The sequence below is a fragment of the Bacteroides sp. AF20-13LB genome (genome assembly GCF_003603065.1).
GTDB lineage: Bacteria > Bacteroidota > Bacteroidia > Bacteroidales > Bacteroidaceae > Bacteroides > Bacteroides uniformis.
Genome location: NZ_QTMH01000008.1, coordinates 67766 through 94122 on the forward strand (window position 1 = coordinate 67766; position 26357 = coordinate 94122).

Genomic DNA, 26357 nt, shown 5'->3' on the forward strand with positions numbered 1-26357 from the left:
AGACAGACCATCTGTTTGGGGCGAATAGATGATGTGTTTGGGCTGAATGAATGATATATTTTCGAACAATTTATTTGTTATAACATAAAATGCAATATTTGCAGTAGAATAAATCACTTTCACCTCGCTTTTTCGGTAATTCCTGTGGGTAATCTCTTTACATATATCCACAATGCCACCGCTGCCGTTACAAAAGCAAAGAAGTCCGATACCGGCATACATATCCAGATGCCGTCCAGCCCAAAGTAATGCGGGAATATCAGTAGTCCCGGCAACAGATACAGTAATTGGCGTGTCAGCGACAAGAAGATACTGATTTTCGCCTTCCCGATGCTTTGGAAGAAATTGCCGATGACAATCTGTGCACCTACCAGCGGGAATATGGCTACGGCAATGCGTACGCCTCTGGAAGCAATATCTATCAACTCTTCATCACTGGTAAAGATGGCAGATATGGCATGGGGGAACAATTCGCAGATAAGGAAGCCTGTACTGGTGATACATACTCCGGCAATGATGGTCAGGCGCAGGGTAGCCTTCACACGGTCGTGTTTTTGCGCACCGAAGTTATAGCCTACAATCGGTTGCATTCCCATCGTCAACCCCAATACAATCATTACATAGAGTACCAGCAGCCGGTTGATAATGCCATATGCCCCGATGGCCATATCGCCTCCGTACTGTTGGAGGCTGTTGTTTACGATAATCACAATGACACATGCCGTGACGTTCATTAGGAACGGTGACATACCGATGGATAATATACTGCTGATGATGCGTTTCTTCATCTTCCAGAACCCCCGTTGCAGACGTACCACACTTGTCTTTTGCAGGAAATGGCTCACTACCCACACCATGCCGATGAACTGCGAGATGACCGTTGCCGTTGCAGCTCCCCGTATTCCCCAGTCAAATTGGAAGATGAAAATGGGAGCGAGGATTATGTTGCAGACTACCGTTACCATAGACGTGAGCATCGCTTTCTTGGGATATCCCGTGGCACGCATGATATTGTTTAGGCCAATCATGGTATAAGTGACGGGGGTACCCAGTAATATCACCTGCATAAAGTCGCGGGCATATGGCAACGTATCATTGCTGGCACCGAAGAAGCGCAGAATATCATCCAGAAAGATGAATGAAACACTGCCGAATATGAATGCGTTGACCAGGCAGAACATCAGTGTGTTTCCCAATACTTCCGTTGCTCCGTCCAGGTCTTTCTGCCCCAGACGGATGGACGAAATGGTGGAACCGCCTGCCGATACCATCGTACAGAAAGCCACGACCAGATTCATCAGAGGGAAAGTAATGGCGAGTCCGGCAATGCCCATAGGACCTACGCCATGACCGATGAAAATGCTGTCGATGATGTTGTACAACGAAGTAATCGTCATGCCTATAATGGCCGGAATGGAGTACTGCACAAGCAGTTTGCCAATACGTTCGGTTCCTAATATATGCGCGTTGTTCATTTGATATGAGTCAATTAAGGAGCACAAAGGTAAGAAATATTTGTTTGATTCGCAGATTATTCCCACCTTTGTACACTATAATGTTTTGGTATTAACAGATTTAGGTAAAAGAAAGTTTATGGACACAACAAAAGCAACCGCCGTACTTTTTGATTTTGACGGCGTGGTGGTAGACACGGAGACACAGTACAGCCACTTCTGGCATGAAATGGGAAAGCAGTATTTGGGTATGGATGATATTGAAGGCAGGGTGAAGGGCCAGACGCTGGTCTATATTTATGATACCTTTTTTCCGGACATGGCGAAGGAACAGGCCGAAATTACCGAACGGCTGAACCGCTTTGAACAGGAAATGTCATTCGACTTTATTCCCGGAGTGCTTGACTTCATTGCCGACCTACACCGGAATGGGGTGAAGACTGCCGTAGTGACCAGCTCCAACGAAGCGAAGATGGCAGCTGTCTATCGGGTTCATCCCGAAATAAAGACTCTTTTCGACCGTATCCTTACGGCCGAGATGTTTACGGCTTCCAAGCCTGCACCGGATTGTTTTCTGTTGGGTATGGAGGTTTTCGGCACAACTCCCGACACCACATATGTATTCGAGGATTCCTTCAACGGGCTGAAAGCCGGCATGGCTTCAGGAGCTACCGTTATAGGGTTGGCAACCACCAATTCCCGTGAAGACATAGCTCCGTTGTGTCATTATGTATTGGATGACTTTCAGGGATTCACTTACGATAAATTAACTCAATTGCACAAGTAATCAGAAAAAGGATTACCTTTGCGCCGAAAATTAAATTGAGTAATTGTAAATTGTAAATTGCCAAATTGTAAATACTATCATGGGTTATATTTCAGACGACACTCGTAAAGTGACTACACATCGCCTTATCGAAATGAAACAGAGAGGCGAAAAAATATCAATGTTGACATCTTATGACTATACTATGGCGCAGATTGTGGACGGTGCCGGGGTAGACGTGATTCTGGTGGGAGATTCCGCTTCCAATGTAATGGCAGGCAATGTCACCACGCTTCCCATCACGCTCGACCAGATGATTTATCATGGCAAATCCGTGGTTCGCGGTGTGAAGCGTGCCATGGTCATTGTCGACATGCCTTTCGGCTCTTATCAGGGCAACGAACTGGAGGGATTGGCTTCCGCTATCCGTATTATGAAAGAAAGCCATGCCGACGCCCTCAAACTGGAGGGAGGCGAGGAAATCATCGGTACGGTGAAGCGTATCCTCAGCGCCGGTATTCCCATCATGGGACATCTCGGACTGATGCCCCAATCCATCAACAAGTATGGAACATATACGGTCCGTGCCAAGGATGATGCCGAAGCCGAGAAACTGGTACGCGATGCGCATTTGCTGGAAGAAGCCGGATGCTTCGGACTGGTATTGGAGAAGATTCCTGCCGCATTGGCTGCCCGCGTGGCAAGCGAGCTGACTATACCCGTTATAGGCATCGGTGCCGGTGGCGATGTGGACGGCCAGGTGTTGGTGGTTCAGGATATGCTGGGTATGAATAACGGTTTTCGTCCCCGTTTCCTGCGTCGCTATGCCGACCTGCATACAGTGATGACGGATGCCATCAGCCGTTATGTATCCGATGTGAAGAATTTAGATTTCCCGAATGAGAAAGAACAGTACTAACAAACTCATGACACTCAATTTTTGGCGGATGTGTACGGCAAATCTGTTGCTGTTCATATCCGTCTATATGCTTTTCCCTTTGCTTCCTTTTGTGATGGGAGAGCAGTTGGGTGTTTCCGTCGGGCAGGCGGGCAGCATGTTTCTGGTCTTTGCGGTGGCCATGTTTGCTGTCGGTCCTTTCCATGCCTATCTGGTCGATGAATATAAAAGGAAACACGTGCTCCTTTACTCCGCACTCATTATGCTGGCGGCTGTTCTGGGATATGCCTTTGTGGATGGTTATACGAAATTTCTGCTGCTTGCCGCTGTGCAGGGAGCATGTTTCGGGCTGGCAACCACAGCGGGCATTACGGTGGCCATCGACATAACGACTTCCGCGCGCCGCAGCGCAGGAAACATGGTATATGCATGGGCTGCACGCTTGGGCATGCTGGTGGGTGTTGTGTTGGGCATTGGAATGTATAAGATGTATGGTTTCCGTATGGTGACCTATCTGTCCGTAGCGGCCGGACTGGCTAGCATATTTTTCGCATCGAGGGTATATGTGGCTTTCCGTGCTCCGATAGGCGTGTCGTTGTGCAATATGGACCGCTTCTTATTGCCGCGTGCATGGGTACCTGCCATCAATATGCTGTTGATTGCTTTTGTACCGGGAGCGTTGCTGCCACTGATGTTTGTGGGCGATTACTGGTCATTGGCGGCATTGGCTGTATTGGTGTTCATTACAGTCCCGTTCATGAAGATGTTCGTCAAGCTGTCGCACCATTGCCAGCGTGGAACGGCAAACACCACTTGCCATTTGTTCATGGAGGCAGGGCTGCTGGTGGGCATGGCTGTGGCTTGCCACCTGATGGACAAAGCGCAGATATACCATGTGGCGTCTGTTGCTGCTATGCTTGCCGTATTTTTCTTTGTACTGCTGACCTATCCTTATTATAAGAAGAAGCGGGTGAGGTAAGGGATAAATACAATCAATCCTATAATGGCCGCCGTTGCAGCACATACCAGTACTGCTCCGGCGGCTATGTCTTTTACTTGCCCTGCCACGGGATGCTGTTGGGGAGACACCAGGTCGACCAGCTTCTCAATGGCGGTATTGAACAGTTCGGCTGCTATCACCACTCCGATGCAGAGAATGATTATCATCCACTCCATGCGAGTAATGCCTAAAACGAATCCTGCAATGACTACCACAGCCGTAGCTATCAGATGGAAGCTCAGGTTCTGTTCTTTTCCTATGCAACACCGGATACCTTTCCAGGCATATCCGAAACTGCGCAACTGCTTTTTAAAGTCGTACTTCATGGATTATAGTTGTTGCTTAATTCCTTGAAACCTGTTTCACTCCCTTTACTGTTCTCAGTTTCTTGACAAGTGCTTCCAGATGTCCCGTATCGCTCACCATGATGGTCAGTGTTCCGGAGAACAGCCCGTCATGCGAGTCAATGCCGATGCTTCTCAAAGTAATACCCGTTTCTTTGGAAATGATGGAAGTGATGTTGGTCACGATGCCGATGTCATCGTGTCCCACTACGCGCAGGGTGATGGGGTACTGTGTACCTTGTGACTTTCCGGCCCAGCGTGCCTTCACGATACGGTAGCCGAAACGTGAGTGCAAATCACTGGCATTGGGACAATCGCAACGGTGTATCTTGATACCTCCCGTCACACTGACAAAGCCGAATACATCATCTCCATAGATGGGATTGCAGCAGCGTGCCAACTTGAAATCCAATCCTTTCAGATTTTGATCAATGACCAGTACATCTTCTTTGGTACCTATCTCTTCCGGTATGCCTTGTTGAAGGTTATAGCCTTCAGCACTGCGGTAGACAATATCGTCGCGCGTATCATTTTCCCGTCTTTGCTGTTCCTGGTATTTGTCTATAATCTCGTTGACATCCAGTTCTTCATCGGCTATGGCTTGATAGAAGTCGGTCACTATCTTGAAACCGAGGCGCTTGATGAGGCGCATCATGGTTCCTTCATCATACTCTATCTTCCGGTTCTTGAACTTGCGTTCCAGGGTTTCCTTAGCGAAGGCGTGCTGGCGTGCAGCCATTTCCTTCAATGCCTGGCGTATTTTGGTGCGTGCCTTGGAGGTGGTTACGATGTTCAGCCAGTCCTGCTTGGGCGTCTGCGTATTCGATGTCATTATCTCCACCTGGTCACCGCTATGCAGCATTTGCTTCAGCTGTACATTCTTGCCGTTCACTTTTGCACCGATACATTTGCAGCCCAGTTTGCTATGGATGTGGAACGCAAAATCGAGCACGGTGGAGCCTTTGGCAAGTTTGAACAAATCACCTTTGGGGGTAAATACAAATACCTCGTCTTCGTACAAATCCAGTTTGAACTGGTCCATCGTTTCCAGTCCGTTGCTGTCCGAGCTCTCTAAGGCTTCGCGTACGGAAGTCAGCCATTCGTCAAGACCAGATTCACCTTTCACTCCTTTGTATCGCCAATGGGCGGCCAGGCCTCGTTCGGCAATATCATCCATGCGTTCGGTACGTATTTGTACTTCCACCCATTTGCCTTCGGGGCCCATCACGGTGATGTGCAGTGATTCATATCCGTTGCTTTTAGGTACGGACAGCCAGTCGCGTAGCCTTTTCGGGTTAGGCTGGTACATATCTGTTACGATGGAGTAGGCCTGCCAACATTCCAGTTTCTCCTTTTCCAGGCAAGAGTCCAGGATGACGCGGATGGCGAACAGGTCATACACGCCTTCGAAGGGGCATTTCTGCTTCTTCATTTTCTGGTAGATGGAGTGGATGGACTTGGTGCGTCCTTTAATATGGAACTTCAGTCCGGCTTCTTCGAGCTTCTTCTGTACCGGTGCAATGAAGGCGGCAATGTACTTGTCACGCGATGCCTTGGTCTCATTCAGTTTTTCCTTGATATGGTAGTAAACTTCCTTTTCTGTATATTTCAATGAGAGGTCTTCCAGTTCCGACTTCAATTTGTACAGACCCAGCTTATGGGCAAGGGGCGCATAGAGATAAGCCGCTTCGTTGGCTACCTGCCGACGGGCTTCATCGTTCTTGCAATCCTTTATCTGCCGCATGATGTTTACGCGGTCGGCAATCATGATGAGAATGACACGCATGTCTTCGGCGAAAGTCAGCAACAAGTTGCGGAAATTCTCGGACTCGATGGTAGGGCTTTTGGAATAAAGTTCGTTTACACGTATCAATCCCCGGATGATGCCTGCCACATCCTCGCCATAGATTTGCTCCACTTCCAGAGCGGTACAAGTGCCGCAGCGCACGGAGTCGTGCAGCATGAGCCCCAGGATAGAAGCACGCTTCATTCCGATTTCTTCCGCTACAATGACAGCCGTCTGCATATCTTTGATGACGGGATTCAAACCGAATATATCACGCTGGATACGGTTGTTCTGTATAGTATTGACAAGATGTGTTTTCAGCTTTTTGCAGTCCCCCTTCTGGAGGGTTTCTCCGGAAAGTTGCAACAGTTTGCGGTAGAGCGAGAAGAGTAAATCTTTCTCTTTGATAGTGAAAAATTCATCAGTTTCCATAATCGTCCGTATTTTATGCTTCAAAGGTAAGTTTTTTCTTCATTTTCTTGACGGCAGTTCTGCTTTTTTTGTATTTTTGGGCATGAATTAATAAAACAAGATATTATGATAACACCGCAAGACAAAGAGTTGCTCGAAAATAAAGGCATCTCCGAAGAACAAATAGCCGAACAGTTGGCTTGTTTCGAAAAAGGTTTTCCATACTTGAAGCTGTCTGCCGCCGCTTCTGTAGAAAAGGGTATACTGGCTCCGGATACGGATGAACAGAAGAAATACCTGGATGCCTGGGAGGCATATACACAAACCGATAAAGTGGTGGTGAAGTTTGTGCCTGCTTCGGGTGCTGCCAGCCGTATGTTCAAGAACTTGTTTGAATTTCTCGGGGCAGACTATGACACTCCCCAGACAAACTTTGAAAAGACTTTCTTTGAGAAAATAGAGAAGTTTGCCTTCTATGATGACTTGAATACCGCTTGCCAGAGGACTGCCGGAAAGGATATACCGACTTTGGTTGCCGCTGGAAACTACAAGGCGGTTGTTGCTGCCTTACTCGAAGGGGCCGGACTGAACTATGGTGCTCTGCCCAAAGGATTGCTTAAGTTCCATAAGTATGAAGACGGTAGCCGCACGCCGCTGGAAGAGCACTTGGTAGAAGGAGCATTGTATGCTGCCAATAAGAACGGTAAGGTGAATGTGCATTTCACGGTTTCGCCCGAACATCGTGCCTTGTTCAAGGCTTTGGTAGACGAAAAGGCTGCCGCTTATGCAAAGAAGTATGGGGTGGATTATAACATCTCTTTTTCGGAACAGAAGCCGAGCACCGATACCATTGCCGCCGATATGGAAAACAAACCCTTCCGCGACAATGGCAAATTGTTGTTCCGTCCCGGCGGTCATGGCGCCTTGATTGAAAACTTGAATGACCTTGATGCGGATATTATCTTCATAAAGAATATAGACAATGTGGTACCCGACAAGCTGAAAGGTGACACCGTATTATATAAGAAACTGATTGCCGGTGTGCTGGTAGCGTTACAGCAGAGAGCGTTTGCTTATCTGCAGTTGCTTGACAGCGGGAAGTATACACACGAGCAAATTCTTGAAGTTCTGCAATTCCTGCAGAAACAACTCTATTGCAAGAATCCGGAGACAAAGAATCTGGAAGATGCCGAGTTGGTTATATATCTGAAAGAGAAGCTGAACCGTCCGATGCGTGTTTGCGGTATGGTGAAGAACGTAGGCGAACCGGGCGGAGGTCCGTTCCTGGCATACAACAGTGACGGTACTATCTCTCTGCAGATTCTGGAAAGTTCGCAGATTGATATGGACGACCCGGAAAAGAAGGAAATGTTTGAAAAAGGTACCCATTTCAATCCGGTGGATTTGGTTTGCGCCGTACGTGACTATAAAGGACATAAGTTCAATCTTGTGAAGTATGTGGATAAAGCGACGGGGTTCATCTCCTATAAGTCCAAGAACGGCAAGGACCTGAAGGCGCTTGAACTTCCCGGTTTGTGGAACGGGGCTATGAGTGATTGGAACACAGTATTTGTAGAAGTGCCTCTGACTACATTCAATCCGGTAAAGACGGTGAATGACTTGTTGAGAGAACAACACCAATAAGAGGATTTACTATTAGACGATTTACGATGTACGATTGGGATTGCTTTGGCTTGTGGCGGTTTATTGTCTAAAGTAACTCTAATCGTACATCGTACGTCGTCAAATCGTAAATATATAAAATTGTAAATAAAAGAATTGATGAAAAAGATTTTATTGTTAGGTTCCGGTGAGTTGGGCAAGGAGTTTGTTATTTCTGCCCAACGTAAGGGCCAGTATATCATTGCTTGCGACTCGTATGCCGGAGCGCCTGCCATGCAAGTGGCAGATGAATGTGAGGTATTCAGCATGCTCGATGGAGATGCTTTGGAACGTGTAGTACGCAAACACCAGCCGGATATTATTGTTCCGGAAATTGAGGCTATCCGTACGGAACGTCTGTATGATTTCGAGAAAGAAGGCATTCAGGTAGTGCCCAGTGCACGCGCCGTGAACTTTACCATGAACCGTAAAGCCATACGTGACCTTGCAGCTAAAGAGCTGGGATTGAAGACTGCTAAATATTTTTATGCCAAATCTTTGGATGAACTGAAAGCTGCTGCTGAAAAGATAGGTTTCCCGTGTGTGGTGAAACCGCTGATGTCCTCTTCCGGTAAAGGCCAGTCTCTCGTAAAGAGTGCCGACGAACTGGAGCATGCCTGGGAGTATGGCTGTAATGGTAGCCGTGGAGACATCAAAGAACTTATCATTGAAGAGTTCATCAAGTTCGACAGTGAGATAACACTGCTCACCGTAACACAGAAGAATGGTCCGACCTTGTTCTGCCCGCCTATCGGCCATGTACAGAAGGGTGGGGACTATCGTGAAAGCTTCCAGCCTGCCCATATTGACCCTGCCCATCTAAGGGAGGCGCAGGATATGGCAGAGAAAGTGACCCGTGCCTTGACCGGTGCCGGATTGTGGGGAGTGGAATTCTTTCTCAGCCATGAGAACGGTGTCTATTTCTCCGAACTCTCTCCACGTCCGCACGATACGGGTATGGTAACCCTGGCCGGAACCCAGAATCTGAATGAGTTTGAATTGCACTGTCGTGCGGTGCTTGGTCTGCCTATCCCTGGCATCAAGCAGGAGCGTATAGGAGCCAGTGCTGTCATCCTTTCTCCGATAGCCAGTCAGGAACGTCCCAATTATCGTGGCATGGAAGAGGTTACGAAAGAAGAGGATACTTATCTGCGTATTTTTGGTAAGCCTACTACCCGCGTAAACCGCCGTATGGGTGTAGTGCTGTGTTATGCACCTCTTGACAGTGATCTTGACACGCTGCGCGACAAAGCGAAGCGTATTGCTGATAGGGTAGAGGTATATTAATGATTAGTGATGAATGATTGGTGATTTGTTGATGAATGGATACCATCAACAAATCACCAATCGTCAGTATTAATCATTGAAAAAGAGTCCGGGATAAATCTCTCCTCCAAGTTCTGTTACATCGAGGCTTTGTAATAGTTTTCCATCCGGAGCATAGAACAGTTGGAATTCTTCATCGGAATTGTATTGTTCCACCTCAATTATTATCACTGTGGGATGTTTGGGAAAGGTGATGATTCTTATATCCCTTAATCTCATGCCGGTCATTGTACTGCTCATGAATGCTTCTGCCACGGGAGCCGGCACTTTTTCCAGTGACTCTACATCCGTTTCAGTCATAACCCACTCCGCTTGTTTATTGAACCAGACATCAATTTCCTGACCATCTGCAATAAATTCTGCCACGTAGCAACCGGCCATTTGCTCCCATTCTACATCCGTTGCTTGAGGATAGAGCGTTTGAAAAGCTGTTTGTATATTTGCAGGAAGACGTCCTTCCGCAAAAGCGGACACCGACAGCAAGGCAAGTAGTCCTGCCAGAATACAGAATTTGAACTTTTTCATAATCAAGGTTGTTTTGAGTTTTCTGTAAGAACAACCTTGTTGTATTTTTGTTTCCGGAAATCAGTATATTGGTTGATGCATTTTTAAATATCAGTGAACCGGCCTTTGTATACAAAAGCTTTTTCTCCGAAATCCACTTCCGGTAATACGGCATCTTCCTTGAATAATCCGTAAACAGATGACCCCGAACCACTCATGGAGGCATATACAGCTCCTTGCCGGTACATCTCTTCCTTGATTTCTTTAATAGCCGGGAATTGGGGGAATACGCTTTCTTCAAAGTCATTGACCATTCGTCCGTTCCATTCTTCTACGGGAAGTTGGGCAATTTCTTTCAGGGACATTTCCGGATGATGCGGTTTTATTTTTGCAAAGGCATCCCGTGTAGAGACGAAAATGTCCGGCTTCACCAACCATATCCGATATCCTTTCAGTGAGAGGGGAAGGGGAGAAAATATGTTTCCGATACCTTCTGCGTAAGTCGGACGGTTTTTGATGAAGAAGGCACAATCGGCACCCAGCTTGGCGGCATACTCTTCCAGAGTGTCATCCGGCAGTCCGAGTTCAAACTTATTATTCAGAAGCTTCAGCATGAAGGCTGCATCGGCCGAACCGCCACCCAGTCCGGCTCCCGAGGGAATATGCTTGAAGAGATGAATATCTACCGGAGGAAGGTTGAACCGGTCATCCAGTAACTTGTAGGCTTTCACTACCAGGTTACTCTCTGCTTCTCCCTCAATTTCCAGACCTGCTTGATGCAGACGGAACTTTCCGTTTCCTTCGTTCAAGATATTTATTTCCAAAGCATCTTCTATGGGAACCGGATAGAAAATGGTTTCCAGATTATGGTATCCGTCCGGACGCTTTTCTGTGATATTCAGTCCCAGGTTTATTTTGGCATTTGGAAAAGTCAGCATGGCGTTGAAAATTAAGAATTAATAATTTAAAATTAAAAGGAGAAGCTATTGGAGTGCAGCTTCCAAAGACAAAGTTAGTGATTTCTGTTCATAGTAGATTGAAAACTTAACAATGATTTATTTACTGCTTATAAATAAATTCGCTTATCTTTGCCATACGAGCGAAGATAGGCTGCACCTCAACATAACTTTTTCATGCAAGCATGAAAGTTATGTATTCGGTTTGCACTATCTTTGCTTCCCCTTTCTAAAAAGGGAAGTTCATTTAATTTTTAATTTTCATTTTTTAATTCTTAAAGTGGCAGAACAAAGAAGAACATCCCGTACTCCGAAAGGAAAGGCACCACAGCCCGTAACAGACTACGGACGTATCCAGCCGCAAGCGCCGGAGCTGGAAGAAGCTGTCTTGGGAGCCTTGATGATTGAGAAGGACGCTTATTCGCTGGTAAGTGAAATTCTTCGTCCGGAGTCATTCTATGAGCATAGACATCAGTTGATATATTCCGCTATTACCGATTTGGCCGTGAATCAGAAGCCGGTCGATATCCTCACCGTGAAGGAGCAGCTTTCCAAGCGGGGAGAATTGGAGGAAGTGGGCGGCCCGTTCTATATTACCCAACTTAGCAGTAAGGTGGCATCTTCTGCACACATCGAATACCATGCACGTATCATTGCACAGAAAGCTTTGGCACGTGAACTGATCACTTTTACCAGCAATATCCAGAGCAAGGCTTTCGACGAGACGCTGGATGTGGACGACCTGATGCAGGAGGCCGAAGGAAAGCTGTTCGAGATTTCCCAGCAGAACATGAAGAAGGATTATACACAAATTAATCCTGTCATTGCCGAAGCCTATGATTTGATTCAGAAAGCTGCCGCCCGTACCGATGGTTTGAGTGGCTTGGAAAGTGGGTATACCAAGCTGGACAAGATGACTTCCGGATGGCAGAAGTCCGACCTCATCATTATTGCGGCCCGTCCTGCCATGGGTAAAACGGCGTTCGTACTTTCCATGGCAAAAAACATTGCCGTGAATTTCCGCAATCCCGTAGCACTGTTCTCGCTTGAAATGAGTAACGTGCAGCTGGTGAACCGTCTGATATCCAACGTGTGCGAGATTCCGAGTGAGAAAATCAAGAGTGGCCAGTTGGCAGACTATGAATGGCAGCAGTTGGATTACAAACTGCGTGACTTGCTGGATGCTCCGCTTTATGTGGACGATACGCCTTCTTTGTCGGTATTCGAACTCCGTACGAAGGCACGGCGTCTGGTACGTGAACACGGAGTGAAGATTATCATCATCGACTACCTTCAGCTGATGAATGCAAGCGGAATGTCTTTTGGTAGCCGTCAGGAGGAAGTCAGTACCATTTCGCGTTCATTGAAAGGTTTGGCCAAGGAGCTGAACATTCCTATCATCGCCTTGTCGCAGTTGAACCGTGGTGTGGAGAACCGTGAAGGCGAGGAAGGCAAGCGTCCCCAGTTGAGTGACCTTCGTGAATCCGGTGCCATCGAGCAGGATGCCGATATGGTGTGCTTCATCCACCGTCCCGAATATTACAAGATTTATACTTCTGCCGATGGCAGTGACTTGCGCGGTATGGCGGAAATCATCATAGCAAAGCACCGTAACGGTGCCGTGGGGGATGTGCGTCTGAGATTTATCGGACAGTACACCCGTTTCCAGAATCCGGAGGATGATATGGTTATCCCACCTCCGACGGAGGGTGGAGGAGCTACATTCGGTTCACGTATGAATGCGCCTATCGGAAGTACGGCAACACCGCCTCCTCCATCGGCTGCTGATTTTCCGCCACAGACGGACAACCCGTTTGGAGGTGTGGGGTCGGACGGGCCATTACCTTTCTGATGTATTTTTATGGCTACACCCTTTGCCTTGAATGCCTATACCATCGTAGAGTGATGGCTACACCTTTAGGTACAAAGGGTGTAGCCATGTTAAATACTGTATTTGAGCCTATTTACTTATTCTAAAATCTTCAATGTGGACAGTAAGAACGTCAATCTTACTTTTGCTCCCTTTTCCGTTTTGATTGTGTCTCGGGCATCTGCTGTTCTGTGTTTATTTTATCAGTGGATAGAGTATCTTGTTTTATTTTTTGTTCCTTTCTCAGCCGGTTGAGTTTCCATCTGTTCCAGAAAAGGAGCTCACTCCATTTGTTGAAATCCTTTTTGAAGATAATGCCAATACCTTGTGTTGTCAGATTTGTCCGGGTGTAGTAGCGGTCGTTCGTTTCGTTGTACGCTTTCAGGCGGATGTCTCCGGAACGGTTGACGAGCCATTCTGCTTCAAAGTCTCCCACAAAATTGGTATTTGCCATCGGATTGTCACGATAGCCAAAATTACCATTGATAAGTAGTCGGTTATTCAATAATTGCCCCGAAAGCATGGTCTCGAACTCCATGTCTGTCCAGCCTCTTTCACCGGTACTGAAATTGGTGCCGAAGTTCCAGTTATTAACATCGAGAATGTTCGATAAAGCGTTATTCAACTGTCCGGAAAGGGTGGATGAAACAACACTGGACATCATATTCGAATTCTGGGTGGCTCCCAAGTTTTCCGGGGTATAGAACTTGCCGATAGCCAACAGATAGAGTATCTGCATGTTCATTTGCTCGTCAGTAGGAATATAGTTACGGACAATGGCCTGCACTTCATCGCGTTCGTTGGGCAGCTCGATGTCGAATTTTACATCGGGTGAAGTCAATTGTCCGGTAAGGTCCATCATACAGTTCACTTTTACATTTGTCTGGCTGATGTAGCCGGAGGTTGCCTCGTTGGGCATTAGGTCATTTAAGGATGCTGAGTTGACCGTATAGCCTGCTTTTATGTCCAGAGTGGCATCCAGCGGCGAACCGTTGAATGTAATGGTACTTCCATCCCTGATAATAAAGTCCTTTCGGATAACCTCTTGCAGACTGAATTTATAGACTCCCTGGTTTATCCGGTAACTGCCGAACATTTTTACATCTCCTTTATTGAAGAACTCAGTACGGATATTTCCGGTTCCCCGTCCACTGATATAGTCGCCGGCGATAGGGTCCATGATAATCTTCATGGTAGCGTCGGAGGTGGCGTCTACCAAGAGATTCAGCCGGATGTCAGTGTCGCTCTCTTTCTCTTCCTCGATTTCCTTTTGGGCAATCTCGTAGTCGGAAAGGCGAACAGAGTCTTGTACGGCACGGCGTGGCGTCTTGTCCACAAACTTGATGAACTGGTTGCTGACTGCTGTAGATACGTTATCCTTTATATAGGTAAAGGTGGTGTTACGATTGGTAGTCATTGCAACGTCAATGTTAACGCCATCTTGGGCATTACCGGCAATAGTGGCATTCCCCGTACCGTAGACGGTGCCGTAGAAGGGATAGTCCGGTGATTCTTTGGTATTCATCACCAGCATGTCGTTGACATTGAAATTGAAACGGTACTCCAGGTTCTTGAAATGCTGATATTGCAGATAGCCGCTCATGCTGCCTTGATGCCCTTGCGTGTCGAAAATGCGGTTGTTGCGGAAGGTCAACCCGCCGGGCTCGATGTAGATGCTGTCTTTGACGGAGAAAGTGGTGTTGAGCACGTCTACCTTCATGGAAGCATCGCCGAATACACGCCCTTCCATGGTGAGAGCCTTGAATTTGCCATAGAAATGTACATGGCCGGTGGCACGTCCGTTGAATTCGGGCGTGATGCTGCTCATATAATGATGTATAAACTTCAAGTTGGTACCGCCCGCTTCAATTTGGAGATCCAATGAACTGGTGGGCTTCAAGGGATAGACATAGCCATACACATGGCTTTTGGCGATATCTTTCTCCCGGATATGGGCATCCAGATAGATGCCCTTCACGTCGTGGTGCCATTCTCCGTGTATGTTGGCATCACCCAGCAAGCCTTCGTTCAATCCGAGATTGCGGATAAACAAGTCGGTGCTCATGACGGGGGTTTCCAGTACTCCGCTGGCGAAAGCCGGACCGGTGGCTTCTCCTTTGAAATTGACTCCGAGGTCTGCAATGTCGAACACATAACCGATGTTGATTTCCTTCAAATCCAGACGTACTGTATCTTCGGGTTGTGGTGAAACGATACCATTGATACGCAAGTGCCGGTCTTTATGGCTGAAGTAGAAATCATTGACATACACTTTGCCGGAGTCGAGTACCACTTGGGAGGGATGTATATCCCATAGCGTATCGTTCAGTATCACGTTGGTGGGCTGGACATCAATGACGGTTTTTAAGGGGGGAAGTTTCCTCTTGTTTTCATTCGCTTCTTTCTGTTCACGGATGAAGTGGGCGACGGCGGCGAGTTTCCCGCTGTAGGTTACAGTGCTGCTGTTACCCCAGTTCAGCGTGGTCTGTATGCTGTTGTTCTGGGCTTGCGCTTCTAAAGCTATATTGACAGCGCCGCTTGATTTGCGGTTGCTGAAGCGTAGGCGTGTATGGAACTGGTCACCGGGATTCTCGCAAAGGAACATTCCGGATTCGATGAATTTGTTTTCATAGCGGAGACGGGGAAAATAGCCTTCTACACGGAGTCGCTGTGCCTTGTCATTGAAGTATCCTTTAATGGTGGAATGGGTATATACTTTTACCGGAATCTGAAAGACGGTGGAGAGTAGTTCCGTATTGTAAATGTGCATGTCGAAATGGAAATTGTTCTCCGTCTCTATGGGTTTCTTGTCTGGCAGAATCAAGGCGGGGATATAACGACGCATGATATTCAGTACACTGGCAGGCAGGGTACGATAAGAATAATCGCCTTCTATGCGACCTTGGAGAAAGTTGGATTGGATGGTCAGCCGTTTCTGGTCTTCGCTTTCTCTGATGGCGGATATCTTCAGATTGTCCAGGAAGTATTGTGTTTCCGGAGCTGCGAACAGTAAGCTGTCAACGTTGATTTCACCGTTCATCTCGTCAATGGAACCGCCGGTGAAGTCAGCCTTGACTTTGACTGATATTTCCGTATCTTCATAGTTGGGTGTCAGATGTAGGGCATGAGGACGAAATTTGTCGATGCTTGCCTGAAAGTTGAAAGTCGGTACCCGACTGGCGGTATTGATGGTACCGTTCAAAATAACAGAACCATTGGTGTCATCCAAGGCGACTTTTCCCGTGAAGCCTCCCTGCTTGTATTCTCCATCCAGGGTGATATTTTCGTAATTGTAGTCGCTGTAATCAATGGAGGCAACCAGCCCTTTCAGCAGTACGGATGGGTATTGGTTTTCGTAATGGCTGCTGTTGACATCCAGATTGAAAGTTACTTTACCCAGTTTTTTGTTACCCAGCATCTTGCCCAGCTCAAACTCTTTGGTTTTCACTGCACCGGAATAGGCAAAATAACCTTTATCTTTGTTAGAACTTAGTTTTACGTCAGTTTGGATGGTTCCGATGTCAGTGCGTACTTGTCCGTAAGTTACGAGGTCTGTGAAGTAGCCCGATACTTCTCCACGGAAGGAAACCGTTCCTAAGTGTTGCAGGACGGGAGGTACTCCATTATAGTTCTTGCTGAAATTCCGGACAAAGAAGGCAATTCCTTCCGGGTCTGCGTACAAATTGGACAAATTGCCGAATATATAAGCATTTTCCGGATGGGAAAGGTCTTGTAGTGATACGTCTCCCCTCAGATAAAAATGATTTCCGACAGAGACGGAAAGGTGCGGGCAATTCAGTTGATTGACAGTGCCGTCCGTCTGTACCTCTACTTGCAATTTTTCCTTGAAAGAACCAAAAGCCGGAACAAAAGCCGATAAATCCTGCAAGGCGATTTGAGAGGGCAGCAAATGGAATGAGAAACGGACATCTTGGGCAAGATTGTCAAATGCCCCCAGACTGTCATAATCCATGTGTATAGTATCCATTGCCAAAGAGGTGTTGGGGAGGTCGATGGCGAAATTTTCGATTTTCATCCGTTGGTCATTGCCGATAACCTTTAGGCTTAGTTTCTTCAATTCAAATCCGGAATGTTCTTCTTCGATGCTCAGACGCTTGATGGCAGCATTGATAGAATCATTTTGCAATGCTTTTAGGGAGATGTTTGCAATAATGTTACGCAAGCGGAGATGCTGTGGATTGAACTTTCCCGGAGTCTCTTTCTCGGACAGCACATCATATGAAACCTTTCCGCGGCGTATCAGTAAGGAATTGATACGGAGATCCAGGTTGTTTTTCTTTTGAACCGTATCTTTGGATGCGAATGCGTCGAGTACAAACTGAAAATTAGGTTTATCCTTGGGAGTCTGCTTGTTCAGATTGATGTTAAAGCCGAACAATTGTATGTTACTGATGGATATTTTGCCGCTGAATAGGGGGAGAATATCGAATTTGGCAGAAAGACGGGTCACCTTCAGCATTTCCTTGCCAGACTGGTCGTCCAGGAGCAGGTCGTCGATGATGATGCGGTTCAGCAATCCTATGTTTATTCGCCCAATGGAAATCTTGCTGTCCAGTATGGAAGCCAGTTCATTGGCAACAAATACAGACATTTGTCGCTGAACGGATGGAATGTTCAGCAACAATATGGTACCGATATACAATCCCAATACAATACCGAGTACCCAGCGTACTGTTTTTTTTAGCTTTCTGATAGGCGGTTAATTTTTATAATCAGCCAACAAAAATATGAAATAATACGTTATGAATCGTACTTTTATCACTACTTTTGCAGCGTTTAAACGTAAATAAACATTATGAGTACAATAATCTTGGGAATAGAATCTTCTTGTGATGACACTTCTGCAGCTGTCATCAAAGATGGTTATCTGCTTTCGAATGTGGTGGCCAGCCAAGCTGTGCATGAAGCATACGGCGGGGTAGTGCCTGAACTGGCTTCCCGCGCGCACCAACAAAATATAGTTCCGGTAGTGCATGAGGCATTGAAACGCGCCGGAGTAACCAAAGAGGAATTGAGTGCTGTGGCCTTTACGCGTGGACCGGGATTGATGGGGTCGTTGTTGGTGGGGGTATCTTTCGCCAAAGGGTTTGCCCGTTCATTAGGTATTCCTATGATTGATGTTAATCATTTGACTGGTCATGTGTTAGCTCATTTCATTAAAGCAGAAGGTGAAGATAATGTGCAGCCGGAATTTCCTTTCCTCTGCTTGCTGGTTTCCGGTGGAAACTCACAGATTATCTTGGTGAAAGCCTATAACGATATGGAAATTTTGGGGCAGACCATTGATGATGCCGCCGGTGAAGCCATTGACAAATGCTCGAAGGTAATGGGATTGGGATATCCGGGTGGTCCGATTATTGACAAACTGGCTCGGCAAGGTAATCCTAAAGCCTTCTCGTTCAGCAAACCGCATATTCCAGGGTTGGATTATAGTTTCAGCGGACTTAAGACCTCGTTTCTTTACTCTCTGCGCGACTGGATGAAGGACGACCCCGATTTCATCGAACATCACAAGACGGATTTGGCGGCATCACTGGAAGCTACCGTTGTAGATATCTTGATGGATAAGTTGCGCAAAGCTGCCAAACAATATAAAATAAAGGAAGTGGCTGTTGCAGGAGGCGTTTCTGCCAATAACGGATTGCGTAATGCTTTCCGTGAGCATGCCGGGAAGTATGGTTGGAAAATATTTATTCCGAAGTTCAGCTACACAACGGATAACGCTGCCATGATTGCCATTACCGGATACTTCAAGTATATGGATAAGGATTTTTGTCCGATGGAAGCACCTGCTTATTCACGCGTAACTTTAGGATAATATATAATAAGGTATGAAGTTGGAAGAAAAGGTAGGAGAGCTGCTGAAAGCAAAGAAATTGTCCCTTTCCACCGCAGAAAGTTGTACGGGTGGAGGGATTGCCGCTCTGATTACTTCCGTTCCCGGCAGTTCGGAATACTTTAATGGTAGTATAGTGGCGTATTCCAATGAAATAAAGATGTCTTTGCTGCATGTATCTGCCGAAACTTTGGAAAAACATGGAGCAGTAAGCCGCGAAACTGTTACAGAAATGGTGAAAGGTGCGATGAAAACGCTGAAAACAGATTGTGCAGTGGCTACTTCCGGTATTGCAGGTCCTGGAGGTGGGACTCCGGAAAAACCAGTGGGTACGGTGTGGATAGCTGCTGCCTATAAAAATGAAATAGTTGCCATGAAGCAGGAGGGGGACGAGGGAAGAAAGGGAAATGTGGAAAAAGCAATTCAAAATGCCCTTTTGTTGCTTTGTGAGAAGCTGAAATGAGGAAAAAATGCTATCATACAGTGAATTATTTTAAGAAAAACTTGTTTGGTAACGATAAAAGTGCTTACTTTGCGCTCTGTTTGAAATAGGCAAAAAAGAAAACTATAAAATTAAGATAGAAATGTCAAAGATTTGTCAAATTACCGGAAAGAAGGCCATGATTGGCAACAATGTTTCACACTCAAAGAGAAGAACAAAGAGAACCTTTGATTTGAACTTGTTTAACAAGAAGTTCTACTATGTAGAGCAGGATTGCTGGATCAGCCTTAGCATTTGCGCTAATGGTTTGCGCATTATTAATAAGAAAGGACTGGACGCTGCTTTGAAAGATGCGGTAGCTAAAGGTTATTGTGATTGGAAAAGCATTAAAGTTATTGGCTAAAGTAGAGGAGAATACTGATTATGGCAAAGAAAGCAAAAGGTAACAGAGTACAGGTGATTCTGGAATGCACAGAACACAAGGATAGCGGTATGCCGGGTACTTCTCGTTATATTACGACGAAGAACAGAAAGAATACCACAGAGAGATTGGAGTTGAAGAAATACAATCCGATTCTGAAGAGAGTGACAGTACATAAAGAAATTAAATAATAAATCTATAACTTATGGCAAAGAAAGCGGTAGCAACCTTGCACGAAGGAAGCAAAGAAGGACGTTCTTATACAAAGGTTATCAAAATGGTGAAGTCTCCTAAGACTGGTGCTTACATCTTTGATGAACAGATGGTCCGTAATGAAGATGTTCAGAACTTCTTTAAGAAATAAGATAAATACAGTGGCTGTAAAGCGCTGATGACTTATAAAGATCCCCCTTGTCGGTATTTCCGGTAAGGGGATTTCTTTTTAAAAAGAGGACGAAGTTTTTAATATTCGTCAGTTTTGTTATATCTTTGCTGAAAATGCGAAGATAGGCTGCACCTCAGCATAAAAAATGAACGGGTTCATTTTATTCTGCATCCGGTTTGCACTATCTTTGCAGGGAATGCGAAAACAGGTTGCATAAAAATAATTAGTGTATGGGATTTTTTAGTTTTTTCTCCAAGGAAAAAAAGGAAACATTAGATAAAGGATTATCTAAGACCAAAGAAAGTGTGTTTGGCAAGATTGCGCGTGCTGTGGCAGGAAAGTCAAAAGTTGATGATGAAGTATTGGATAATCTGGAAGAGGTGTTGATAACTTCGGATGTGGGCGTGGAAACGACACTGAAAATTATTGAACGTATCGAAAAGCGTGCAGCAGCCGACAAATATATGAATGCCACTGAGCTGAATCATATTTTACGTGATGAAATCGCAGCGTTGCTTACAGAGAATAATTCGGAGGATGTGGATGACTTTGAAGCGCCGATTGCGAAGAAACCATACGTCATTATGGTAGTGGGCGTCAATGGTGTAGGGAAGACTACTACGATTGGCAAACTGGCTTATCAGTTCAAGAAAGCCGGAAAGTCTGTTTATCTGGGTGCTGCCGATACTTTCCGTGCTGCTGCTGTGGAGCAGTTGGTGATATGGGGTGAACGGGTAGGTGTGCCTGTTGTAAAGCAGAAAATGGGTGCTGACCCGGCTTCTGTCGCTTTTGACACACTGAGTTCCGCAACTGCCAATAATGCCGATGTGGTAATTATAGATACGGCAGGACGCCTTCATAATAAAGTCGGTTTGATGAATGAACTGACGAAAATCAAGAATGTGATGAAGAAGGTTGTTCCTGATGCTCCGAATGAGGTGTTGCTTGTGTTGGATGGCTCAACCGGACAGAATGCATTCGAACAAGCCAAGCAGTTCACTCTGGCAACGGAGGTTACGGCAATGGCTGTTACAAAGTTGGACGGAACAGCCAAGGGTGGCGTAGTCATCGGCATTTCAGACCAGTTTAAAATTCCGGTTAAATATATTGGATTGGGTGAAGGAATGGAAGATTTGCAGGTGTTCCGTAAAAAGGAATTTGTTGATTCACTGTTCGGGGAGAATGCATGAAACGGAAGACTATAGATATCATCACTTTAGGATGTTCTAAAAACCTGGTGGATTCGGAACATTTGATGCGTCAGTTGGAGGAAGTGGGATTCCATGTGACACATGATGCGGAAAGACCGAAGGGACAGATTGCCGTAATCAATACTTGCGGTTTCATCGGTGACGCCAAGGAGGAATCCATTAATATGATTCTGGAATTTGCGCAGGCCAAGGAGGAAGGAAACTTGGAGAAGCTTTATGTAATGGGTTGCCTTTCGGAACGTTATCTGAAGGAATTGGCCGTTGAAATTCCCCAGGTGGATAAATTCTATGGTAAATTCAATTGGAGAGAGTTGCTGCAGGATTTGGGAAAGGCCTATCATGACGAGCTGCACATAGAGCGCACATTGACCACTCCCAAGCATTATGCCTATTTGAAGATATCCGAAGGGTGTGACCGTAAATGTTCTTATTGCGCTATTCCCATCATTACGGGAAGGCATGTGTCGCGCCCGATGGAGGAAATACTTGACGAGGTGAAGTATCTGGTTGCACGGGGTGTAAAGGAATTCCAGGTTATAGCCCAGGAGTTGACCTATTACGGAGTAGATTTATATAAGAAGCAAATGTTGCCCGAGCTTGTTGAGCGGATTTCGGATATTCCCGGAGTGGAGTGGATACGCTTGCATTATGCCTATCCGGCACATTTTCCGGCTGATTTATTCCGTGTGATGCGCGAGCGTGACAATGTATGCAAATATATGGATATTGCCCTGCAACATATCAGCGACAATATGCTGCAAAAGATGCGCCGCCATGTGACGAAGGATGAGACGTATAAGCTGATAGAACAATTCCGTGAGGAGGTTCCCGGTATCCATCTCCGTACTACACTGATGGTGGGGCATCCAGGAGAAACTGAAGCCGATTTTGAGGAGCTGAAAGAGTTTGTCCGTAAAGTGCGTTTCGATAGAATGGGGGCTTTTGCGTATTCGGAAGAAGAAGGGACGTATGCCGCTGCTGAATATGAGGATTCTATTCCCCAGGAAGTGAAACAAGCGCGCTTGGATGAGTTAATGTCTATTCAACAAGGCATTTCAGGGGAGTTGAGTGCGGAGAAAGTAGGCAGGCAGATGAAAGTAATCATTGACCGGCTGGAAGGCGAATATTATATTGGACGTACAGAATTTGATTCTCCCGAAGTGGATCCTGAGGTTTTGATTGAGCGTGGAGACAGGGCGTTGCATATAGGTAACTTTTACCACGTAGAGATAGTAAATTCCGATGATTTCGACCTTTTTGGACGAATAATTTAAAGATTTTTCCTTATCTTCTTGCATATGTGAAGAAGATTTGCTAATATAGCACCGTAGTTCAATTTAAAGGCTTACATTTTGAATAACAAAGAGTTTACTTCTGAATTGTCGCGGAGGTTAGGGTACACATTGAAAGATACTTCTGAGCTGGTTGCTTCATTGCTGGTAGATATGACACGGCAGTTGGAGGAGGGGAATATTATCTCTATACAAGGGTTCGGTACATTCGAAGTGAAAAAGAAGGCAGAGCGTATATCTGTGAATCCGACTACAAAGCAACGTATGCTGGTGCCTCCCAAATTGGTGTTGACCTATAAGCCGAGTACATTGTTAAAGGATAAGTTTAAGTAACCGGCTTTTAAAAAATCTCCCGTATTATGAATGAGAAACTGAACATACAAGACCTGATTGACACGCTGGCTGAAAGGCATGGCATGAGCAAGAAGAATGCGGATAGTTTTGTGAAAGAATTTTTCCAGCTGATTGAGGAGTCTTTGGAGAAGGACAAATATGTGAAGATACGAGGTTTGGGGACTTTCAAGCTGATAGATGTCGGGAGTCGTGAAAGCGTTAATGTGAATACGGGGGAAAGGTTTGAGATACAAGGGCATACAAAAGTGTCGTTTACACCGGAACCGGCTTTGAAAGATATTATCAATAGACCATTTTCGCATTTTGAAACTGTAGTTTTGAATGACGCTACGGTGCTTGAGGACACCCTGCAGGAAAATGACAGTGAAGATGATGAAGATACTGAAATCAAAACTCCGGAACAAGAGGTGGAGGAGAAGGTTGCCTTAGTGGAAGAAGCCACGATAGAAGAACCTTTGGTGGAAACTGTAGTCGAAGAGCCGTTAGTTGAGCCCGAACCGGAAGTTGAAGAGGAGAAACCGGAAAAAACTGAACCTGAAGCAATGCCTGAAAATATAGTTGCTGTTGAACCGGAACCGTCTGAGCCAGTGATAAAAGATACGGCAGATTCTTCGACTATGAAATATTTTATAGGCATCGTTGTATTTGTAGTGTTGTTGTGTGGTGGTGCCGTAGCTTTCATGTATTATCCGGACTTGCTTGACAAACTTACTGCAAAGCCTCTTGTAGAAGAGGTTGCAGACTCGGATGTGAAGGAATCTGTTACTGAAAAGGTGGATGTCCCTGTCGGTCAAGACAATATTGCCTTGACAGACAGCATTGTTTCAAAAGATGTTGTAGTTCCTGCCCGGACAGATACTGTGGCAGAAACTGTTGCTACAACAACTCCTGCGCTTACAACAACTCCAAAGGAAAATGTACAGGCACAGTCTCCCGCTCCTAAAAAAGAGCAGAAAAAGACAGTTGCACCGTTTGAGCCGGATTCTGTGGGGTATACGATTGTGGGAACAGAAACCACTTATACCATCAAGGAAGGGGAAACGCTGACTAGGGTAGCGCTTCGTTTTTATGGGACAAAAGCTCTTTGGCCTTATATCGTGAAGCATAATCCCGGCGTAATCAAGAATCCGGATAATGTACCTTATGGTACCACTATCAAGATACCGAAATTAGCCAAGAAGCAGTAAAAAATTACTGCTTCTTTTTTGTTAAATACTAAACTCTATGAAAGTAGTTTAATCTAAAAGGTTTCGCATAGTTTTTTAATAAAAATTAGTTGGTATGGTTAATTTATTCCCGTACTTTTGGGAGCGAAAAAAATAATTGCCGGTTCAAAACCGGATAAATGAAGAAATTAAACATTAAAAAATAGATTGATTTATGGCTGAAACAATTGACATCCGCGAACTGAATGAGCGGATTGAAAGACAAAGTGCTTTCGTTACCAATCTTACCACAGGTATGGACCAGGTCATTGTAGGACAAAAGCATCTGGTAGAGTCGTTGTTAATTGGTTTGTTGTCCGATGGACATGTGTTGTTGGAAGGTGTGCCCGGTTTGGCAAAGACTTTAGCTATCAAGACGCTTGCTTCGTTGATTGATGCGCAATACAGCCGCATTCAGTTTACGCCTGACTTGTTGCCTGCCGACGTAATAGGTACAATGGTTTACAGCCAGAAGGATGAAACGTTCCAAGTAAAAAAAGGTCCGGTCTTCGCAAACTTTGTTTTGGCTGATGAAATCAACCGTGCTCCGGCCAAAGTACAGAGTGCTTTGCTGGAAGCCATGCAGGAACGTCAAGTTACTATCGGCAATGAAACTTTCGGGTTGCCCAAACCATTCCTGGTGCTTGCCACACAGAATCCTATCGAGCAGGAAGGTACTTATCCGCTGCCCGAAGCGCAAGTGGACCGTTTCATGCTGAAAGTCGTAATAGACTATCCGAAGCTGGAAGAGGAGAAACTGATTATCCGTCAGAATATCAATGGTGATAAATTTGAAGTGAAGCCCATTTTGAAGGCAGACGAAATTATTGAAGCTCGTAAAGTGGTTCGCCAGGTGTATCTGGATGAGAAAATAGAAAAATATATTGTTGATATTGTATTTGCTACCCGTTATCCGGAAAAATATGATTTAAAAGAACTGAAAGACATGATTGGTTTCGGCGGTTCGCCCCGTGCTTCCATCAACTTGGCCTTGGCTGCCCGTAGCTACGCGTTCATCAAGCGTCGCGGTTATGTCATTCCGGAGGATGTGCGCGCTGTGGCACACGACGTACTTCGCCACCGTATCGGCTTGACTTACGAGGCGGAAGCCAGCAATATGACATCTGATGAAATCGTCAGCAAGATACTGAACAAGGTTGAAGTGCCCTAACGCATAATAGAGGTTTTCGTAAACTTGAGGTTTACAATCCTATACCTGAGGTTTAGCGTGGTAAACCTTAGGGTTGAGTACCGAAAACCTCACCCCTTTTCATAGGGAAGTTTCTGTTATAAACTAAATTGCGCTTGTGTGCTTAAATGAGATTATTAAAATAAATCAATGGAAACAACAGAACTTTTGAAGAAAGTCCGTCAGATTGAGATAAAGACGCGCGGATTGTCCAACAATATCTTTGCCGGGCAGTATCACTCTGCCTTCAAGGGTAGAGGTATGGCATTCTCCGAGGTGCGCGAGTATCAGTTTGGCGATGACATACGCGACATTGACTGGAATGTGACCGCCCGCTTCAACAAGCCTTACGTCAAGGTGTTTGAGGAGGAGCGCGAATTGACAGTGATGTTGTTGGTAGATGTTTCCGGTAGTTTGGAGTTCGGTACGGTAAAGCAGATGAAGAAGGATATGGTGACGGAAATTGCCGCTACACTGGCATTCTCTGCCATTCAGAATAATGACAAGATTGGTGTCATCTTCTTTTCGGACCGGATTGAGAAGTTTATTCCGCCCAAGAAGGGACGTAAGCATATACTTTACATCATCCGCGAACTGATAGATTTTCATGCGGAAAGCCGGAGGACGAACATCCGTTTGGGATTGGAATATCTGACGAATGTGATGAAACGCCGTTGCACGGCATTTGTCTTGTCCGACTTCATCGACCAGGAAAGTTTCAAGAACGCCATGACCATTGCCAATCGTAAGCATGACCTGGTTGCCGTTCAGGTGTACGACCGTCGTGTGGAAGAATTGCCACCCGTGGGACTGATGAAGATTAGGGATGCCGAGACGGGACATGAGCAGTGGATTGACACCTCCTCGCGTGCCGTGCGCCGTGCCCATCATGATTGGTGGGTGAACAAGCAGGCGGAATTGAATGAAACGTTTACCAAGAGTAATGTCGACAATGTGTCGGTACGTACCGACCAGGATTATGTCAAGGCATTGATGAATTTGTTTGCGAAACGAAATTAATCGG

At 45.8% G+C, this 26357-nt stretch carries 23 protein-coding genes; 17 read left to right on the forward strand and 6 right to left on the reverse strand.

The annotated features are described in order from the left end of the window. Positions 1-119 precede the first annotated feature (119 nt). Positions 120-1475 carry an MATE family efflux transporter gene (locus tag DWX62_RS10685; RefSeq protein ID WP_005827703.1) on the reverse strand — a complete coding sequence of 452 codons (1356 nt, stop codon included), beginning with the start codon at positions 1473-1475 and terminating at the stop codon, positions 120-122. Positions 1476-1593: 118 nt separating this feature from the next. Here DWX62_RS10685 and DWX62_RS10690 point away from each other — a divergent pair, with 118 nt between their 5' ends. The 3 genes from DWX62_RS10690 (at position 1594) to DWX62_RS10700 (ending at position 4097) form a co-directional block, all read left to right on the forward strand. Next, a complete protein-coding gene (locus tag DWX62_RS10690; protein ID WP_120172827.1) occupies positions 1594-2241 on the forward strand; it encodes an HAD family hydrolase in 648 nt (215 codons plus the stop codon). Between the two features lie 76 nt (positions 2242-2317). Then, positions 2318-3139 (forward strand): 3-methyl-2-oxobutanoate hydroxymethyltransferase, encoded by an 822-nt coding sequence (panB, locus tag DWX62_RS10695; RefSeq protein WP_034523185.1) that lies wholly within the window; start codon positions 2318-2320, stop codon positions 3137-3139. Beyond that, positions 3120-4097 (forward strand): MFS transporter, encoded by a 978-nt coding sequence (locus tag DWX62_RS10700; RefSeq protein ID WP_057281042.1) that lies wholly within the window; start codon positions 3120-3122, stop codon positions 4095-4097. The genes panB and DWX62_RS10700 overlap by 20 nt, the downstream gene beginning before the upstream one ends. Here DWX62_RS10700 and DWX62_RS10705 read toward each other — a convergent pair. Further along, the gene (locus tag DWX62_RS10705; RefSeq protein ID WP_005827712.1) at positions 4073-4444 is read right to left on the reverse strand and encodes a diacylglycerol kinase family protein; all 372 of its coding nucleotides are present in this window, start codon (positions 4442-4444) and stop codon (positions 4073-4075) included. The genes DWX62_RS10700 and DWX62_RS10705 overlap by 25 nt on opposite strands. Before the next feature lie 16 nt (positions 4445-4460). Further along, complete coding sequence (locus DWX62_RS10710; RefSeq protein WP_005827714.1) at positions 4461-6680, reverse strand: RelA/SpoT family protein; 2220 nt, start codon at positions 6678-6680, stop codon at positions 4461-4463. Positions 6681-6785: 105 nt separating this feature from the next. Here DWX62_RS10710 and DWX62_RS10715 point away from each other — a divergent pair, with 105 nt between their 5' ends. Then, a complete protein-coding gene (locus DWX62_RS10715; protein ID WP_016273801.1) occupies positions 6786-8303 on the forward strand; it encodes a DUF4301 family protein in 1518 nt (505 codons plus the stop codon). A 138-nt stretch (positions 8304-8441) separates the two neighbouring features. Next, a complete protein-coding gene (purT, locus tag DWX62_RS10720; protein ID WP_005827720.1) occupies positions 8442-9608 on the forward strand; it encodes a formate-dependent phosphoribosylglycinamide formyltransferase in 1167 nt (388 codons plus the stop codon). 69 nt (positions 9609-9677) lie between these two features. On the opposite strand, the gene DWX62_RS10725 is transcribed toward purT, so the two are convergent. Next, the gene (locus DWX62_RS10725) at positions 9678-10172 is read right to left on the reverse strand and encodes a PepSY-like domain-containing protein (protein WP_005827722.1); all 495 of its coding nucleotides are present in this window, start codon (positions 10170-10172) and stop codon (positions 9678-9680) included. Between the two features lie 83 nt (positions 10173-10255). Then, positions 10256-11089, reverse strand: coding sequence for a 4-(cytidine 5'-diphospho)-2-C-methyl-D-erythritol kinase (gene ispE / locus DWX62_RS10730; RefSeq protein ID WP_120172828.1), 834 nt, complete (start codon positions 11087-11089; stop codon positions 10256-10258). 298 nt (positions 11090-11387) lie between these two features. On the opposite strand from ispE, the gene dnaB reads away from it, so the two are divergent. Beyond that, positions 11388-12959: a replicative DNA helicase gene (dnaB, locus tag DWX62_RS10735; RefSeq protein WP_008664493.1), complete on the forward strand. Its 1572-nt coding sequence runs from the start codon at positions 11388-11390 to the stop codon at positions 12957-12959. A 157-nt stretch (positions 12960-13116) separates the two neighbouring features. Here the strand turns inward: dnaB and DWX62_RS10740 are convergent, their stop codons facing one another. Beyond that, complete coding sequence (locus DWX62_RS10740; protein ID WP_009038368.1) at positions 13117-17589, reverse strand: translocation/assembly module TamB domain-containing protein; 4473 nt, start codon at positions 17587-17589, stop codon at positions 13117-13119. 204 nt (positions 17590-17793) lie between these two features. Here DWX62_RS10740 and tsaD point away from each other — a divergent pair, with 204 nt between their 5' ends. From tsaD to DWX62_RS10795, 11 genes are all read left to right on the forward strand, one after another. Then, positions 17794-18816, forward strand: coding sequence for a tRNA (adenosine(37)-N6)-threonylcarbamoyltransferase complex transferase subunit TsaD (tsaD, locus tag DWX62_RS10745; protein ID WP_005827731.1), 1023 nt, complete (start codon positions 17794-17796; stop codon positions 18814-18816). A 13-nt stretch (positions 18817-18829) separates the two neighbouring features. After that, complete coding sequence (locus tag DWX62_RS10750) at positions 18830-19297, forward strand: CinA family protein (protein WP_009038369.1); 468 nt, start codon at positions 18830-18832, stop codon at positions 19295-19297. A 121-nt stretch (positions 19298-19418) separates the two neighbouring features. After that, complete coding sequence (gene rpmB, locus DWX62_RS10755) at positions 19419-19679, forward strand: 50S ribosomal protein L28 (RefSeq protein ID WP_004291052.1); 261 nt, start codon at positions 19419-19421, stop codon at positions 19677-19679. 20 nt (positions 19680-19699) lie between these two features. Then, entirely contained in the window at positions 19700-19888 is a 189-nt protein-coding gene (gene rpmG, locus DWX62_RS10760; RefSeq protein ID WP_002560155.1) for a 50S ribosomal protein L33, read from the forward strand. A 14-nt stretch (positions 19889-19902) separates the two neighbouring features. Continuing rightward, positions 19903-20061 (forward strand): DUF4295 domain-containing protein, encoded by a 159-nt coding sequence (locus DWX62_RS10765; protein WP_005827735.1) that lies wholly within the window; start codon positions 19903-19905, stop codon positions 20059-20061. A gap of 251 nt (positions 20062-20312) precedes the next feature. Next, entirely contained in the window at positions 20313-21272 is a 960-nt protein-coding gene (gene ftsY, locus DWX62_RS10770; RefSeq protein ID WP_005827738.1) for a signal recognition particle-docking protein FtsY, read from the forward strand. Further along, complete coding sequence (gene rimO, locus DWX62_RS10775) at positions 21269-22567, forward strand: 30S ribosomal protein S12 methylthiotransferase RimO (protein WP_005837204.1); 1299 nt, start codon at positions 21269-21271, stop codon at positions 22565-22567. The genes ftsY and rimO overlap by 4 nt, the downstream gene beginning before the upstream one ends. Positions 22568-22645: 78 nt before the next feature. Next, on the forward strand, positions 22646-22918 hold the full coding sequence (locus DWX62_RS10780; protein WP_117681142.1) for an HU family DNA-binding protein: 273 nt from the start codon (positions 22646-22648) through the stop codon (positions 22916-22918). A 26-nt stretch (positions 22919-22944) separates the two neighbouring features. Next, the gene (locus DWX62_RS10785) at positions 22945-24126 is read left to right on the forward strand and encodes an HU family DNA-binding protein (RefSeq protein WP_117681143.1); all 1182 of its coding nucleotides are present in this window, start codon (positions 22945-22947) and stop codon (positions 24124-24126) included. 193 nt (positions 24127-24319) lie between these two features. Then, positions 24320-25315 carry a MoxR family ATPase gene (locus tag DWX62_RS10790; RefSeq protein ID WP_005827745.1) on the forward strand — a complete coding sequence of 332 codons (996 nt, stop codon included), beginning with the start codon at positions 24320-24322 and terminating at the stop codon, positions 25313-25315. Between the two features lie 168 nt (positions 25316-25483). Continuing rightward, entirely contained in the window at positions 25484-26353 is an 870-nt protein-coding gene (locus DWX62_RS10795) for a DUF58 domain-containing protein (protein WP_005827747.1), read from the forward strand. Positions 26354-26357: the final 4 nt, after the last annotated feature.

Coding starts and splice junctions, on each gene's coding strand:
- DWX62_RS10685 (WP_005827703.1), bottom strand. CDS start 1,475: ATGAACAACGCGCATATATTAGGAACCGAACGTATTGGCAAACTGCTT.
- DWX62_RS10690 (WP_120172827.1), top strand. CDS start 1,594: ATGGACACAACAAAAGCAACCGCCGTACTTTTTGATTTTGACGGCGTG.
- DWX62_RS10700 (WP_057281042.1), top strand. CDS start 3,120: ATGAGAAAGAACAGTACTAACAAACTCATGACACTCAATTTTTGGCGG.
- DWX62_RS10705 (WP_005827712.1), bottom strand. CDS start 4,444: ATGAAGTACGACTTTAAAAAGCAGTTGCGCAGTTTCGGATATGCCTGG.
- DWX62_RS10710 (WP_005827714.1), bottom strand. CDS start 6,680: ATGGAAACTGATGAATTTTTCACTATCAAAGAGAAAGATTTACTCTTC.
- DWX62_RS10715 (WP_016273801.1), top strand. CDS start 6,786: ATGATAACACCGCAAGACAAAGAGTTGCTCGAAAATAAAGGCATCTCC.
- purT (WP_005827720.1), top strand. CDS start 8,442: ATGAAAAAGATTTTATTGTTAGGTTCCGGTGAGTTGGGCAAGGAGTTT.
- DWX62_RS10725 (WP_005827722.1), bottom strand. CDS start 10,172: ATGAAAAAGTTCAAATTCTGTATTCTGGCAGGACTACTTGCCTTGCTG.
- ispE (WP_120172828.1), bottom strand. CDS start 11,089: ATGCTGACTTTTCCAAATGCCAAAATAAACCTGGGACTGAATATCACA.
- DWX62_RS10740 (WP_009038368.1), bottom strand. CDS start 17,589: ATGTCTGTATTTGTTGCCAATGAACTGGCTTCCATACTGGACAGCAAG.
- tsaD (WP_005827731.1), top strand. CDS start 17,794: ATGAGTACAATAATCTTGGGAATAGAATCTTCTTGTGATGACACTTCT.
- DWX62_RS10750 (WP_009038369.1), top strand. CDS start 18,830: ATGAAGTTGGAAGAAAAGGTAGGAGAGCTGCTGAAAGCAAAGAAATTG.
- rpmB (WP_004291052.1), top strand. CDS start 19,419: ATGTCAAAGATTTGTCAAATTACCGGAAAGAAGGCCATGATTGGCAAC.
- rpmG (WP_002560155.1), top strand. CDS start 19,700: ATGGCAAAGAAAGCAAAAGGTAACAGAGTACAGGTGATTCTGGAATGC.
- DWX62_RS10765 (WP_005827735.1), top strand. CDS start 19,903: ATGGCAAAGAAAGCGGTAGCAACCTTGCACGAAGGAAGCAAAGAAGGA.
- ftsY (WP_005827738.1), top strand. CDS start 20,313: ATGGGATTTTTTAGTTTTTTCTCCAAGGAAAAAAAGGAAACATTAGAT.
- rimO (WP_005837204.1), top strand. CDS start 21,269: ATGAAACGGAAGACTATAGATATCATCACTTTAGGATGTTCTAAAAAC.
- DWX62_RS10785 (WP_117681143.1), top strand. CDS start 22,945: ATGAATGAGAAACTGAACATACAAGACCTGATTGACACGCTGGCTGAA.
- DWX62_RS10790 (WP_005827745.1), top strand. CDS start 24,320: ATGGCTGAAACAATTGACATCCGCGAACTGAATGAGCGGATTGAAAGA.
- DWX62_RS10795 (WP_005827747.1), top strand. CDS start 25,484: ATGGAAACAACAGAACTTTTGAAGAAAGTCCGTCAGATTGAGATAAAG.